General features: G+C 72.2%; 11 protein-coding genes and 1 pseudogene. 8 read left to right on the top strand and 4 right to left on the bottom strand.

Annotation, left to right across the window (positions count from 1 at the left end):
- Positions 1 to 230, bottom strand: a pseudogene (locus tag CCN44_RS22005) (hypothetical protein); the annotation flags it as partial.
- A 142-nt stretch (positions 231 to 372) separates the two neighbouring features.
- Between CCN44_RS22005 and CCN44_RS22000 the strand changes: the two are divergent.
- On the top strand, positions 373 to 1,146 hold the full coding sequence (locus tag CCN44_RS22000; RefSeq protein ID WP_086698860.1) for an IclR family transcriptional regulator: 774 nt from the start codon (positions 373 to 375) through the stop codon (positions 1,144 to 1,146).
- On the top strand, positions 1,143 to 1,991 hold the full coding sequence (locus CCN44_RS21995; protein WP_059249293.1) for an SMP-30/gluconolactonase/LRE family protein: 849 nt from the start codon (positions 1,143 to 1,145) through the stop codon (positions 1,989 to 1,991). Before CCN44_RS22000 ends, CCN44_RS21995 begins: the two co-directional genes overlap by 4 nt.
- 132 nt (positions 1,992 to 2,123) lie before the next feature.
- Here CCN44_RS21995 and CCN44_RS21990 read toward each other — a convergent pair whose 3' ends face one another.
- Positions 2,124 to 3,329: an MAB_1171c family putative transporter gene (locus tag CCN44_RS21990; RefSeq protein WP_237482220.1), complete on the bottom strand. Its 1,206-nt coding sequence runs from the start codon at positions 3,327 to 3,329 to the stop codon at positions 2,124 to 2,126.
- 8 nt (positions 3,330 to 3,337) lie between these two features.
- Positions 3,338 to 3,967 (bottom strand): toxin-antitoxin system, toxin component family protein, encoded by a 630-nt coding sequence (locus CCN44_RS21985; protein WP_189397218.1) that lies wholly within the window; start codon positions 3,965 to 3,967, stop codon positions 3,338 to 3,340.
- A gap of 204 nt (positions 3,968 to 4,171) precedes the next feature.
- Between CCN44_RS21985 and CCN44_RS21975 the strand changes: the two genes are divergently transcribed.
- Genes CCN44_RS21975 through arfA form a run of 5 tightly spaced genes read left to right on the top strand, consistent with a single transcriptional unit; the run spans position 4,172 to position 9,820 of the window.
- On the top strand, positions 4,172 to 5,527 hold the full coding sequence (locus CCN44_RS21975) for an extracellular solute-binding protein (RefSeq protein ID WP_059249288.1): 1,356 nt from the start codon (positions 4,172 to 4,174) through the stop codon (positions 5,525 to 5,527).
- Entirely contained in the window at positions 5,524 to 6,462 is a 939-nt protein-coding gene (locus CCN44_RS21970) for a carbohydrate ABC transporter permease (RefSeq protein WP_086698854.1), read from the top strand. The genes CCN44_RS21975 and CCN44_RS21970 overlap by 4 nt, the downstream gene beginning before the upstream one ends.
- Entirely contained in the window at positions 6,459 to 7,307 is an 849-nt protein-coding gene (locus tag CCN44_RS21965; protein ID WP_059249284.1) for a carbohydrate ABC transporter permease, read from the top strand. The genes CCN44_RS21970 and CCN44_RS21965 overlap by 4 nt, the downstream gene beginning before the upstream one ends.
- Before the next feature lie 15 nt (positions 7,308 to 7,322).
- Entirely contained in the window at positions 7,323 to 8,285 is a 963-nt protein-coding gene (locus CCN44_RS21960; protein ID WP_086698851.1) for an arabinan endo-1,5-alpha-L-arabinosidase, read from the top strand.
- A 14-nt stretch (positions 8,286 to 8,299) separates the two neighbouring features.
- Complete coding sequence (gene arfA, locus CCN44_RS21955; RefSeq protein WP_059249280.1) at positions 8,300 to 9,820, top strand: arabinosylfuranosidase ArfA; 1,521 nt, start codon at positions 8,300 to 8,302, stop codon at positions 9,818 to 9,820.
- On the opposite strand, the gene CCN44_RS21950 is transcribed toward arfA, so the two are convergent.
- Positions 9,807 to 12,761: a beta-galactosidase gene (locus CCN44_RS21950; protein ID WP_059249277.1), complete on the bottom strand. Its 2,955-nt coding sequence runs from the start codon at positions 12,759 to 12,761 to the stop codon at positions 9,807 to 9,809. The genes arfA and CCN44_RS21950 overlap by 14 nt on opposite strands.
- A 75-nt stretch (positions 12,762 to 12,836) precedes the next feature.
- Between CCN44_RS21950 and CCN44_RS21945 the strand changes: the two genes are divergently transcribed.
- Complete coding sequence (locus CCN44_RS21945; RefSeq protein ID WP_059249275.1) at positions 12,837 to 13,295, top strand: RrF2 family transcriptional regulator; 459 nt, start codon at positions 12,837 to 12,839, stop codon at positions 13,293 to 13,295.
- Positions 13,296 to 13,337: the final 42 nt, after the last annotated feature.

The raw sequence follows: 13,337 nt of genomic DNA, 5'->3' as shown, positions 1-13,337 counted from the left end.
TCGACGTCGCCGAGGCGGCGGGGCACGACGGACTCGGGTGCGCCGAGCACGCCGGTGAAGCGGGCGGCGGCGCCCCGGGCCCGCGGCGAACGGACCATGGCCTGCCACCGCTTGTTGGCCTCCCGCATGTCCGCCACCGACGCGCCGAGCCGCCGCCGGGCGTCGTCGACCAGGTCCGGGTTGTGGTCGGCCATGCGGCGCAGCAGCACCAGCTGGAAGTCGAGGTCCATGGCCCCATGGTGCCCGTGACCACGGGGGCCGTTCCCGAACCATTGCCCGCATCCCGCGCCATGACTAGCCTGTGTTCGTCATGCCGATCGTCTGTTGAAATCTCGAACACAGACGCTGAGTAATCAAGGGAGGGGGCCGGACGTGGGACGCCTCGTGCCTGCCGTGACCCGGGCTCTCGACATTCTTGAGCTGTTCCTCGACGGGGACGGGACGCTCTCCGCACCCGACATCGTGCGCAAGCTCCAGCTGCCGCGCACCACCGTGCACGAGCTGGTCACCACGCTCGCCGCACGGTCGTACATCGTGCCGGTGCCCGGGCAGCCCGGACGGTACCGGCTCGGCGTACGCCCGTACCAGCTCGGCAGCCGCTACGCCGAGCAGCTCGACCTGGCCGCCGAGGGCCAGCAGGTGGCCCGCTCGGTCGCCGAGACCTGCGACGAGACCGTCCACGTCGCCATCCTGGAAGGAACCGACGTCATCTACATCGCCAAGGTCGACTCCACACACGCGGTCCGCATGGTCTCCGCCGCCGGCCGCCGCCTCCCCGCCCACTGCACCTCCGTCGGCAAGATGCTGCTGGCCTCGCTGCCCGAGCCGGAGCTGGCCGCACGGATCCCGGACGGCGCCGAGCTGGCCGCGATGACCCCGAACAGCATCACCGATCCGGGCGCGCTGCGCGAGGCCCTGGGCGAGATCCGGCAGCGCGGGATCGCCGTCGAGAGCCGCGAGTCCAACCCGGACGTCTCCTGCGTGGCCGCACCGGTCCGCGACCGCACCGGTCAGGTCGTGGCCGCGCTGTCCATCTCCGTGCCGATGATCCGCTGGAGCGACGAGCGCCGGGCCGAGCTGGAGCAGCTCGCCGCGAAGGGCGCGGCGGAGCTGTCGGAGCGGCTGGGCCACCGGAGCGCGGCATGACGGCGTACGAGGTCGCGGTGCGGGCGGAGGCGACGCTCGGCGAGGGCCCGACCTGGGACCCGGCGACGGGCCGGCTGATCTGGCTCGACATCCTGGGCATGCGGCTGCACACCTACGACCCCGCCTCCGGCCGCCGCACGGTCCGTACGACGCCGCAGCACATCGGTGCCGCCAAGCCCCGCGCGGGCGGCGGCCTGGTGCTCAACCTGCGGGACGGCGTCGGCCTGCTGGACCCCGACGGCACGTTCCGCTGGCTGCACCACGAGCCGGTGCCCGGCCGCCGCGCGAACGACGCCGCCGTGGCCCCCGACGGGTCCCTCTGGGCGGGCACGATGCGCTACGACGAGGCGCCGGGCGGCGGCACGCTGTCCCGGCTGACCGGGGACGGCACCGTGCGGACCGTGCTGCCCGACGTCGCGGTCAGCAACGGCACCGGCTGGAGCCCCGACGGGCGCCTCATGTACTACATCGACTCCCCGACCCGGCGCGTGGACGTCTTCGACCACGACGCCGACGGCCGCGTCGGCAACCGCCGCCCCCTGGTGGAGATCGAGGAGGGCGCGGGCTTCCCGGACGGCCTCACGGTCGACGCGGAGGGCTGCGTCTGGGTGGCCCTGTGGGACGGCGGTGCGGTACGCCGCTACACGCCCTCAGGCGACCTCGACCGGGTCATCACCCTGCCCACCCCGCGCACGACGGCCTGCGCGTTCGGCGGCCCGGACCTGACCGACCTGTACATCACCACGGCCCGTACGGGCCTGTCGTCCCCGCACCCCCTGTCGGGCTCCCTGCTGGTGATCCCGGGGGCGGGCCAGGGCCTGCCCCAACCGGCGTTCCAGGGCTGAGCCCGGCTACGGCGGGACGGCTGCGTGCAGCCGGGGCGCCTCGGCGGCCGACGGCGACCGCGACTCCCCAGGGGCGCGGGGAACTGCGCGGCCGGCCACGGACCCGCGGTCGCCGGACGGCACCGGGCACCCTCACTCAGGAACCGTGACCGCCTCCGCCGGAACGGCCGCCGCGCGCACCGCCGCAAGGTCCGCGGGACACCGCAGCGCACGCGACACCGCGCCGATCTCCCGGAGCAGGCCCGCGGTGTCGGTCCCGGCGGCCGGTCCCGCCGGCCCCGGCACCGCGGCCCTGCGCTCGACCGCGTCGAGAATGCTCACCGCCGCGGCCAGCGCACGCGCCCGCTCGGGCGGATGGCCGAGGCCGAGCGCGGCGGCGTACGCGCGCCTGCCCAGCCCGGCGTCGAGGTGCCGGCCCAGCACCAGCAGCACGTCCCGGATGAAGGTCTCGCGCCGGGTGAGGCGCAGTTCGGGCGTGGCGCGCAGCACGAACGGCACGCCCTCGCCGCTCGCGGCGCGCAGCAGCCGGTACAGGGGCCGCAGTTCGCGGTGGGCGAGCCGGACCCGCCGGCGGTCGTGCAGATACTGGCCGGCGTGCGGCAGGACGAAGCCGACGGCGACGAGGATCGCGGAGACGGCCGCCACGGGCGGGGCCAGATCCGTGCTCAGCCAGTCCACGTCCCGCCCGCACCAGCGCGCGCCCACGGCGCTCAGCTTGGCCGCGGCGAAGACGAGGTTCAGGAGGTAGCCGGCGCCCAGCAGTCTCAGGCCCCGGCGCAGCCAGGGGTCCGGGCCCTCGGCGCGCACCCAGTCCCGGATCAGCCGGCAGGTGATCAGGCAGGCCACGGCGTGCGCGAGCAGGTAGAGCAGGATCTCCTCGCGCATGAACGGCGTGGTGGCGTAGTAGGTGTCCAGGTCCCGCAGCCGTTCCGCGGGCGCGTCGGCGAGCAGGAACAGCACCCACAGGGCGACGATCACGCCCGAGTAGCCCGAGACCACCCAGCGCTTCGCGCGGCGGGCGGCGGCCGAGCGGCCGTCGCGCCAGGTGATCAGGAGCAGCAGGCAGGAGCCGCAGAACGCGGTGATCAGCGAATAGCACCAGGGCGCCGCGATGTTGGGCACGCCGGTCAGCCGGTTGACCCGGGCGATGGTGGACGGGGCGCAGAACACGAACACCGCGCAGGCGAGCAGCAGCAGTGCGCCGACCGCGCGCAGCAGGGGGTCGCGCCACAGCCGGATGATGCTGGGCAGCTTGATCACCAGGGCGACGGTGAACACGGCGGTGGGGATCCAGAAGGAGATGTAGAACTCGCTGAGGAACCCCGAGGGATTCTCCACCGGCGGTCTCACCTGGCGCTGCTCCCCCTGCCGGGCGCTCGGTCCGCCTCACCGCGTCCCCGGTAGCCGAGGGAGCGCTGCACCGGGTCCGCCGCGGCGGGGCGGGGGCCGCAGAGGTGGCCCCGGAACAGGGTGGCCAGGCGGTGTCCGAAGTCGTCGGCCTCGGCCTCGTCGGTCTCCCGGGAGCCGTTGCGGGCGGCCACGGTGAGGGCGGCCTCCCGCCAGCCGGGCGTGTCGGCGAGGGCGCGGGCCGCGGCGGCCCCGGCGAGATGGTGGTGCCGGTGCCCGGCGTGCAGATGCCACAGCTCGTGGCCCAGGATGACCAGTTGCTGCACCGCCTCGGCCCGTTCCTCCACGATGACCAGGTCGAAGTCGGCGAACTCGACCCACAGGCCGGTCACTTCGATCTCGTCCGGGAAGCGCTCGAAGCGCAGCTCCACCGGCCGCCCGCCGCGCAGCGCGCTCATCTCCTCGCACAGCGCCCGGCACAACTCCCGTATGCCCTCGGGCGGTTCGGGCCGGGCGCGGACGGCGGCGGCGAGGTCGCCGGCCAGGGAGCGCATCGCCGAACCCGGGCGGGAGCGCCGCAGTCGTGCGGCCAGGCGTGCCGCCCGCTCTCGCGCGCCCCCGAAATCCATCTGTCTCCCTTCCCGTCGCCGGCCCACGGCTGGTCCGAGCGTACGCGCCCGGATGTGCCCCCGTCATGCGATCCCGCGACCCTTGTTCAACGGGAAACCATCTATGAGCTTGTGTCCGACCCATTGACGCGGAAGCGCATCGAATCTACGGTCCCGTTCGAAGTTACGAGCGTTATCCGATATACCGAACGGTGGGGGCACGGTATGGGACAACCTGGCCTGACTCGCAGGCACCTGCTGGGCGCCGCGGGCGGGTTGACGGCAGCCGCGAGCTTCGGCTTCGCGGCCCTCGGCAGCGGAGCCGACGCACTCGCTTCCCACGCCCGCACCCGGGTGCGCTACTGGAACCTCTTCAGCGGCGGCGACGGCTCCAACATGATCGCGATGCTGAACGCCTTCCGTGCGGCGCACCCGGACATCGCGGTGAAGGACTCGACCCTCCAGTGGGGCAACCCCTTCTACACCAAGCTCGCCATGGCCGCCGCCGGCAACCGGGCACCCGACCTCGGCGTGATGCACGTCGGCCGGGTCGCCGGCTTCTCGCCGGGCCGCCTCCTGGACGCCTGGGACGTCGATCTGCTGGCCGAGTACGGCGTGCGCGAGCAGGACTACCACCCCGGGCTGTGGCAGCGCGGGGTCATCGACGGCAAGCTCTACGCCCTCCCGCTCGACGTCCACGTCCAGCTCTGCTTCTACCGCAAGGACGTGCTGAGGAAGGCGGGCCTGCTCGGCGCCGACGACCGGATGGTCCCGGTCACGTCGGCCGACGACTGGTTCGGCGTGCTCAAGGAGGCCCGGAAGGCCACCAGGAAGGGTCTCCAGACCATCGGCCTGTGGATCAACGACCAGAACTTCCAGTGGTGGTTCTTCGTCGCCTTCTACACCCAGCTCGGCGGCACCTGGTTCGACGCCGCGCACACCGAGGTCACCTTCGACACCGACAAGGCCGCCGAGGTCCTTCAGTTCCTGCGCCGGCACGTCACCGACGGATACGCCGACCCGGCCATGGGGTCCGTCAACGCCGAACAGTTCCTCAACGGCGCCCCCTTCGCCTGGGAGGGCAACTGGTCCGTGCCGGTCTACGCCGGTGCGAAGCTCGACTACGGCGCGATGCCGCTGCCGCCCGTCTTCGGCAAGCAGGCCACGCACGCCGAGTCGCACGCCTTCGTGCTGCCGCACCGGTCCGGCCGGGGCGGCGCCACCGACGAGGCCGCCCACCGGCTCGCCGCCTACGTCGTCACCCACGCCCGGCAGTGGGCGGCGGGCGGCCACATCCCCGCCCACCTGCCGACGCTGTCCACGCCCGCGTACCGGAAGCTGTACCCGCAGAACGAGTACGTGTCGGCCATGAACCACCAGGCCAACGAGCCGAAGGTGTGGTTCGCGGGCTCCACCGGCATCCTCGCCCAGCGCGTCGGACCGGTCGTCGTCTCCTCGACGCTGGGCTCCGTCCGACCCGATGCGGCGGCCCGCCGGATGAAGAGCGAGCTCGGCACGCTGCTCGCGATGAAGAACCCCATGGACGGCAGGACCGCCGCGCAGGGAGGTACGGCCGCATGACCACCGCCGAGACCGTCCTCGCCCCCGCGACACGGGCCCGGTCGGCCGCCGCCGGCGCCGCCGTCCGCCGCGGACAGGGCTTCCAGCACGGCGGCTGGTTCGTCGCCCCGTTCCTCGTCCTGTTCGCGCTCTTCGTGATCTGGCCGCTGCTGCGCGGTATCTACCTGAGCTTCACCGACGCCAACATCTCCGGCGAGGGCGAGAGCTTCGTCGGCCTCGACAACTACCGCGAGGCCCTCAAGGACCCGCTGATGTGGGACGCCCTCGGCCACAGCGCGTACTTCACCCTCCTGGTCGTGCCCTGCATCACCGTCCTCGCCTTCCTCCTCGCGATGCTCGCCCACCACATCGAGCGCGGAAAATGGCTCTGGCGGCTGTGCTTCTTCGCCCCGTTCCTGCTGCCCTCCACCGTCGCGGGCAACCTGTGGCAGTGGCTGTTCAACCCCGGCACGGGAATGATCAACCACATCTTCGGCGGTGACACGCCGTGGCTGACCGACACGTCGTACGCGATGCTCGCCATCGTCATCGAGACCCTGTGGTGGACGGTCGGCTTCAGCTTCCTGCTCTACCTCGCCGCGCTCCAGTCCATCCCCGGCCACCTCTACGAGGCCGCGAAGCTGGACGGCGCGAACGCCTGGCACCGCATGGTCCACATCACCCTGCCGATGCTGCGCAACATCACCGGGCTCGTCGTCGCCCTGCAGATCCTCGCCTCGCTCCAGGTCTTCGACCAGGCCGTCGTCATGATGGACTTCGGCCCCGGACCGGAGAACGCGACCCGCACCTTCGTCCAGTACACCCTCGAAGAGGGCTTCACCAGCTACCGCGTGGGCTACGCCTCCGCGATCTCCGTCATGTTCTTCGTGATCATCGCGGCCGTCGCCCTCGCGCGGACGTGGCTGCTGCGCAACCGTGAGGAGACCGCCCGATGAGCACGACCACCCGGCCGCGCACGGCATGGACCCCCGGCCAGATCGTCCTGACCCTGCTCGGCACGGCCGTCTCCGTCGTCTTCCTCGCCCCGCTCGCCTGGGGCCTGTTCACCTCCCTCAAGTCGGAGACCGAGGCCGTCGAGGTACCGCCGCACTGGCTGCCGGAGCACTGGACCGGCCAGGCGTGGAAGGCCCTCTTCGACACCGGCAACATCACGAACTGGTTCGTGAACTCCCTGGTCGTCTCGGTCTGCGTGACCACCGTCGTGCTGCTGGTGAGCGCGCTGGCCGGATACGGCTTCGCCCGCACCGAGTTCCGCGGCAAGGGCGTCCTGATGGGCCTCGTCATGGCGGGCCTGATGATCTCCCCGGCGGTCCTCGGCGTGCCCCTGTTCACCACGGTCCAGCAGATGGGCATGGTCGACACCTACTGGGGCATGATCCTGCCGCAGTGCGCGCCCGCCGCGATGGTCTACATCCTCTACAAGTTCTTCCAGGGCATCCCGCGCGAACTGGAGGAGGCCGCCTTCATCGACGGCGCGGGCCGCTGGCGGGTCTTCTTCACCATCGTCGTCCCGCTCGCCCGCCCCTCCCTCGCCGCGGTCGGCATCTTCACCTTCATCGCCTCGTGGAACAACTTCCTGTGGCCCTACATGGTGACCAGCAACCCCGACCTGATGACCATGCCGAACGGCATCGCGACCGTCATGAACTCCTACGGCATCCAGTGGGCGCAGCTGATGGCCGGCGGCCTCATGGCCGGGCTGCCGCTGATCGTCGTCTTCGTCTTCTTCCAGCGCCAGATCGTGGCGGGCGTCGCCCACACCGGTCTGGCCGGCCAGTGACAGGGGACCGTTCCCGTGCAGCGCAGACTCACCGCCGTCCTGGCCGCCGCGGCCCTCGCCCTGCTCCCCGCCACGGCCTCGGCCGAGGCGGCGTACCCCGACCCCCTCCCGCTCACCGGGCAGCAGATCGTCCACGACCCCACCGTGCACCGGCTGCGCAGCGGCCAGTACGTCGCCTACTCCACCGGCGGCGTCATCGGCGCCCGGCTCTCCACCGACCTGCGCCACTGGTCGGACGCGGGCAACGCCTTCGCCACCCCGCCCGGCTGGTGGTACGACTACAGCACCACCGCCGACCCCTGGGCCCCCGACCTCAGCCACCGCGACGGCCGCTACTGGCTCTACTACGCCGTCTCCTCCTGGGGCACCAACCGCTCCGCGATCGGCGTCGCCACCTCCCGCACCGGCCTGCCCGGCACCTGGACCGACCACGGCAAGGCGTTCGCCTCGGAGACGACGGACACCTGGAACGCCATCGACCCGGCCGTGATCCGCGCCGACGGCAAAGTCTGGCTGGCCTTCGGCTCCTACTGGACCGGCATCCGCATGGTGGAACTCGACCCGGGGACCGGCAAGGCGGTCCCCGGCGCCACGGTCCACCACCTGGCCACCCGCCCGGATGCGCCGTACGCGGTGGAAGGCCCGGCCATCCTCCACCACGGCGGCCACTACTACCTCTTCGCCTCCTACGACGCCTGCTGCGCGGGCGTGAACTCCACCTACAAGATCCGCGTGGGCCGCTCGACGTCGGTGACCGGCCCCTACGTCGACAGCACCGGCAAGCCGATGCTGGAGGGCGGTGGCGACCTGCTCCTGGCCGGCCACGGCCGCTACGCCGGCACGGGCGGAGAGTCGACGTTCCGCAGCCACGGCAAGACGTGGCTGGCGTACCACTACTACGACGCGGACGACGACGGCACCCCGAAGCTGGGCCTGAACGAGCTTCGGTGGCGTGCGGGTCGGCCCGTTCTCAAGTGACTCGGAAGGATTCCATGAGCAAGAGCACTGCCCGCTTCACCCTCGACCCCGCTTTCACGATCGGCGACGTGAACCCGCGCCTCTTCGGCTCCTTCGTGGAACACCTGGGCCGCTGCGTCTACACCGGCGTCTACGAGCCCGGCCACCCCTCGGCCGACGCCGACGGCATCCGCACGGACGTCCTCGACCTGGTCCGCGAACTCGGCGTCACCGCCATCCGCTACCCCGGCGGCAACTTCGTCTCCGGCTACAAGTGGGAGGACTCCGTCGGCCCGGTGGACGACCGCCCCCGGCGCCTGGACCTGGCCTGGCACTCGACGGAGACCAACCGTTTCGGCCTCTCCGAGTACATCGCGTTCCTGAAGAAGCTCGGCCCCCAGGCCGAACCCATGATGGCCGTCAACCTCGGCACCCGAGGCGTGGCGGAAGCCCTCGAACTCCAGGAGTACGCCAACCACCCCGCCGGCACCGCCCTGTCCGACCTCCGAGCCGCCCACGGCGACAAGGACCCCTTCGGCATCCGGCTCTGGTGCCTCGGCAACGAGATGGACGGCCCCTGGCAGACCGGCCACAAGACGGCGACGGAGTACGGCCGGCTCGCCGCCGAGACCGCCCGCGCCATGCGCCAGCAGGACCCTGGCGTGGAACTGGTCGCCTGCGGCTCCTCCAGCCAGGCCATGCCCACCTTCGCCGAGTGGGAGGCGACCGTCCTGGAGGAGACGTACGAGCTGGTCGACTACATCTCGCTGCACGCCTACTACGAGCCCGTCGACGGTGACGTGGACTCCTTCCTCGCCTCGGCCGTCGACATGGAGTCCTTCATCGAGAACGTGGTCGCGACGGCCGACCACGTGGGCGCGAAGCTGAAGTCGAAGAAGAGGATCAACCTCTCCTTCGACGAGTGGAACGTCTGGTACCTGTCGCAGTGGGAGGCGCACGCCCGGACCATCGCCCCGTCCGACTGGCCGGAGGCCCCCCGCCTGCTGGAGGACAACTACAGCGTCACGGACGCGGTCGTCCTCGGCTCGCTCCTCATCGCCCTGCTCCGGCACGCCGACCGCGTCACCGTGGCCTGCCTCGCCCAGCTCGTCAACGTGATCGCCCCGATCATGACCGAGCCGGGCGGCCCGGCCTGGCGGCAGACCACGTTCTTCCCGTTCGCGCAGGCCTCCCGGTACGGCCGGGGCCGGGTGCTGGACGTCCGCGTGGACTCGCCGACGTACGCGACGAAGAAGTACGGCGAGACCGACCTGCTGCACGCCACCGCCGTCCGCGCGGACGACGGCACGGTCACCGTGTTCGCGGTCAACCGCAGCCGCACCGAGCCGCTGCCCCTCGAAGTCGCCCTGAACGGGCTGGAGCCGACCACCGTGGTCGAGCACAGCGCGCTCGCGGACGCCGACCCCGACGCCCGCAACACCCGCACCGACCCCGACCGCGTCACCCCGCACCCGGTCGAGGGCACCGCCCTGACGGACGGCACCCTCACCGCCGTACTGGAGCCGCTGTCCTGGAACGTGATCAGACTGGCGTGACCCGCACCCCGCCCGTCGCCTTGCCGAGCAGCGTCAGCCGTACCGACCCGGGGCCCGACAGCGTGGTGAACTCCGACAGGACCGCCAGCGCCAGGGTGTTGGAGCCCCGGGTGCGCAGGATGCCGTTCGGCAGGACGAAGGTGTGCTGCGGGCCGACGTTGTTGATGTACTGCCCCAGGTTCCAGCCGTTGAGGAAGATCTGGGCGCGGTAGGCGCGGTACGGGTCGTCGTCCAGGGTCAGGCCGACCGACGCGTCGACGTCGGCCGGCACCGACAGCCGGAACGTGGTCCGGTACCAGGTCACGCCCTGGTACCGCGCCGCGCGCGGGAACGTCACCCGCTCCCAGTCCCGGTCCCGGAAGCCGGGCAGGTGCCAGCCCTCCCGCTCGCCGTACAGGCCGCCGTTGTTCATCGGCCCGCGCACCGGGTCGGCGGGACCCGCGCCCTGGATGCGCCAGCGCACCTTCGGCGAGGCGCCCTTGAAGGTGACCGCCGTCAGCCCCCGGGCCGCCTTGTGCGTGTCGAGCGCCTTGCCGTCCTGGTCGTGCTGCATGCGCCGGACCAGGACCGACAGCACGTGCCGGCCGGGGGAGCGCAGCCGCTCGCGCACCGGGAAGACCGCCGTCTGTGCCCATGTGCCCTTGCGGATCGTCACATTCTTGTCCGGCACCGGCATCCGGTGGGTGCCCAGCGGTTCGCCGTCCAGCCAGGCCATCAGCAGGCCCTGCGTGCCGGTGCTGTAGGCGAGGGAGACCTCCTCGACGCCGGTCGTGTCGGTGAGGGCGCCCCGGTACCAGACGTCCCCGTAGTGGAAGCCGTAGTCGTCGGCGAAGAGGACCGGCTGCCCCTCCGGGACGGCCGTGGTGCTGTGCGACGTGGTCCGGTCGGCGAGCTGCCAGGAGGAGTCGTCGAAGCTCGGGCCCGCCTCCGGGTTCTCCGTCCGCATCCGCCAGCCGCCCAGCTCGGGCAGCCGCACCTCCGGCGTGTCCGGCAGCATCCCGGTGGTCATCAGACTGCCGGAGAGGGTGACCCGGGTGGGCAGCTTCCGCCCGTTCCACACCAGGGTGTCGATCCCGCGCGGGCCCCACACCTCCACGCTGGTCCGCTCGGTGATGTCACCGGTCAGACGGACCTCGGAGCCGCGCAGCTCCACGTGCCGCAGCAGCGCCGGGCCGTAGACCAGCAGGGTCCCGGACGGGGTGTCGTACGGGAAGATCCGGACGGCGGTCGCGTCGTCGGCGAAGAGCAGCAGCAGCGGGGTGTCGGTCTCGCCCTTCTGCACCAGCACCCGGGTCAGCCCGCCCTCCCCGAGCGGAGCGTTCACATGGAGTTCGCCCCGGTCGTAGACCCACCCGGCCTCCGGGTCCAGCCGCTGCACATACGGCTCGGCCGGGCACTTCAGCACCAGCTCGGCCATCTCACCGCGCCGGCCCGCGAACACGGCGATGTCCTGCCGGCCCGCCGTCACACAGGCCATGGGCGCGGCGGTGCAGTACTTCAGGGTCCGCTTGCCCAGCGGCAGCCCGGTGGTGAGCAGCTTGGCGTCCTTGCCGGGCACGGTGAGGGGCAGCGTGCCGGCGTCGGTCGGCAGGTCGGTGGTGACCGGGTCCGTGCCGTCGTTGCGGGCGATGTACACATGGCTGCCGGTGTCCGGGTTGGTCAGGTGGTAGACCTTCAGCCCCTCGGCGGTCACGTCCGCCGCCCGGTCCAGCTTGGCGAAGTCGGGCACGCGCTGGAACAGGTGCCCCAGCTGGTGCATCGGCGCGATCTTGTCCGTGACGTTGCGCGCCTCGTCGATCGCGGCGCCGTAGTCGTACGACGTGTAGACGACCGGGGCCGGCAGCCACCCCCACGACGTGCCCCCGAAGGTCATGTACACGTTGTGCAGGGTGAGCCCGTTGGCGAGGTTGGTCAGGTAGAACCGGCGCTCGTACGCGGCGTCCCGGGTGCGCCGCGACTCGGCGTACCCCTTGCCGTCGAACCATGCCCCGCCCCACGGGTCGAACCAGCCGCCCCCGAACTCGGGCACGAACCCGGGCGTGGCCGGCGACGCCGTGGCCCCGCCCTTCGGCCCGCCGGGGCCGTAGTGCCCCCAGTCCGGCGGGGTCTGGGACGGCGACGGGTACCCGTCGAAGCCGTACAGCCAGCCGCCCTTCTCCCCGCCGGTGTCGAACGACCCCGGGACCCAGTACCCGTTGCGTCCCTTGTCGTTGTGGAACAGCGGGACGTCGATCCCGTCGGCGCGCACCTTCCGGTACAGATGGGACATGTAGGTGCGCCCGGTGGCCTCCGCCACGTGGGCGTCGTACTCGTTCTCGATCTGGTACAGCAGGATCGTGCCGGTGCCCTGCGTGAACAGGTGCCGGCGGGCGATCCGGTTCACCTGGGTCAGCCACTCGTCGACGTACGCGAGGTAGGTGGGGTCGTCGGTCCGGGCCGTGCCCTCGGTCGCCGTCAGCCACCCGGGGAAGCCGCCCCCGTCGACCTCGGCGTTGATGTACGGGCCGGGCCGCAGGATGACGTACAGCCCGGTCTCGGCGGCCATGCGCAGGAACAGGTCGAGGTCGCGGACGCCGCTGAAGTCGTACCGGCCCGGGGCGGGGGAGTGGTAGTTCCAGGCCACGTAGATGCTGACGGCGTTGTACCCGTGCGCCCGCATCTTCTGCAGCACGTCCCGCCACAGCGACGGGCTCGGCAGCCGGAACGGGTGCATCTCGCCGGACCACACCACCAGCCGCCGCCCGTCCACGAGCAGCGAGTAGCGGTCGTACCCGATGGTGTGCCGCCGGCCGTCGGCGCTCGGCGGCAGCGGCGCCGGACCGGTCGGCGCGCTGCCGCCCGCGTACGCCGAGGGCGCGCCGGGGCCGCCGCTGCCGCCCAGGGCGAGCCCGAGCGCGGCCGAGCCGGCCAGGGCACTGAAGGTACGTCTGCTGAGCGCCAAGGTGGATCCTCCCGGGCGGTCTTACGGGGGCGCGGTCCGGCCATTGTCGCTGCCGGTACGCCCCACCATGGACCCATGAGGATCTCGGCGCGGGCGGATTACGCGGTACGGGCGGTACTGGAGCTGGCCGTACGGCAGGGTAACGGCCCGGTGAAGGCAGAGGAAATCGCCGCCGTACAGGCCATCCCGCACAAGTTCCTCGAAGGGATCCTCGGCGACCTGCGCCGGGCCGGGATCGTCGACAGCCGGCGCGGCGGAGGCGGCGGCTACCGGCTGGCCCGGGACGCGGCCTCGGTCACCGTGGCCGACGTCATCCGGGCGGTCGACGGCCCCATCGTGTCGGTGCGCGGCGAACGCCCCACGGGCCTCGCCTGCACCGGCACGGCCCGGCCCCTGCTGCCCCTGTGGATCGCGCTGCGCGCGGGCGTCCGCCGCGTCCTGGAGGGCGTCACCCTCGCCGACCTCGCGGCGGACGCCCTCCCCGAACCGGTCCGAGCGCTGGCGGCGGAACCGGCGGCCTGGGAGAACCCGTAGGGGCCGCCGCTCGGCCGGCCGGGGGACGGGCGGGTTTCCCGT

It is taken from the genome of Streptomyces tricolor (genome assembly GCF_002155905.1).
Taxonomy (GTDB): Bacteria; Actinomycetota; Actinomycetes; order Streptomycetales; family Streptomycetaceae; genus Streptomyces; species Streptomyces tricolor.
Note: the sequence above shows the minus strand (reverse complement) of the source record. Positions and strands in the feature narration are given on the sequence as shown.

Bases quoted from the DNA above. Each gene is read 5' to 3' on its own strand.
- CCN44_RS21945 (WP_059249275.1), top strand. From the start codon at position 12,837: ATGAGGATCTCGGCGCGGGCGGATTACGCGGTACGGGCGGTACTGGAG.
- CCN44_RS21975 (WP_059249288.1), top strand. From the start codon at position 4,172: ATGGGACAACCTGGCCTGACTCGCAGGCACCTGCTGGGCGCCGCGGGC.
- CCN44_RS21985 (WP_189397218.1), bottom strand. From the start codon at position 3,967: ATGGATTTCGGGGGCGCGCGAGAGCGGGCGGCACGCCTGGCCGCACGA.
- CCN44_RS21970 (WP_086698854.1), top strand. From the start codon at position 5,524: ATGACCACCGCCGAGACCGTCCTCGCCCCCGCGACACGGGCCCGGTCG.
- arfA (WP_059249280.1), top strand. From the start codon at position 8,300: ATGAGCAAGAGCACTGCCCGCTTCACCCTCGACCCCGCTTTCACGATC.
- CCN44_RS21965 (WP_059249284.1), top strand. From the start codon at position 6,459: ATGAGCACGACCACCCGGCCGCGCACGGCATGGACCCCCGGCCAGATC.
- CCN44_RS21995 (WP_059249293.1), top strand. From the start codon at position 1,143: ATGACGGCGTACGAGGTCGCGGTGCGGGCGGAGGCGACGCTCGGCGAG.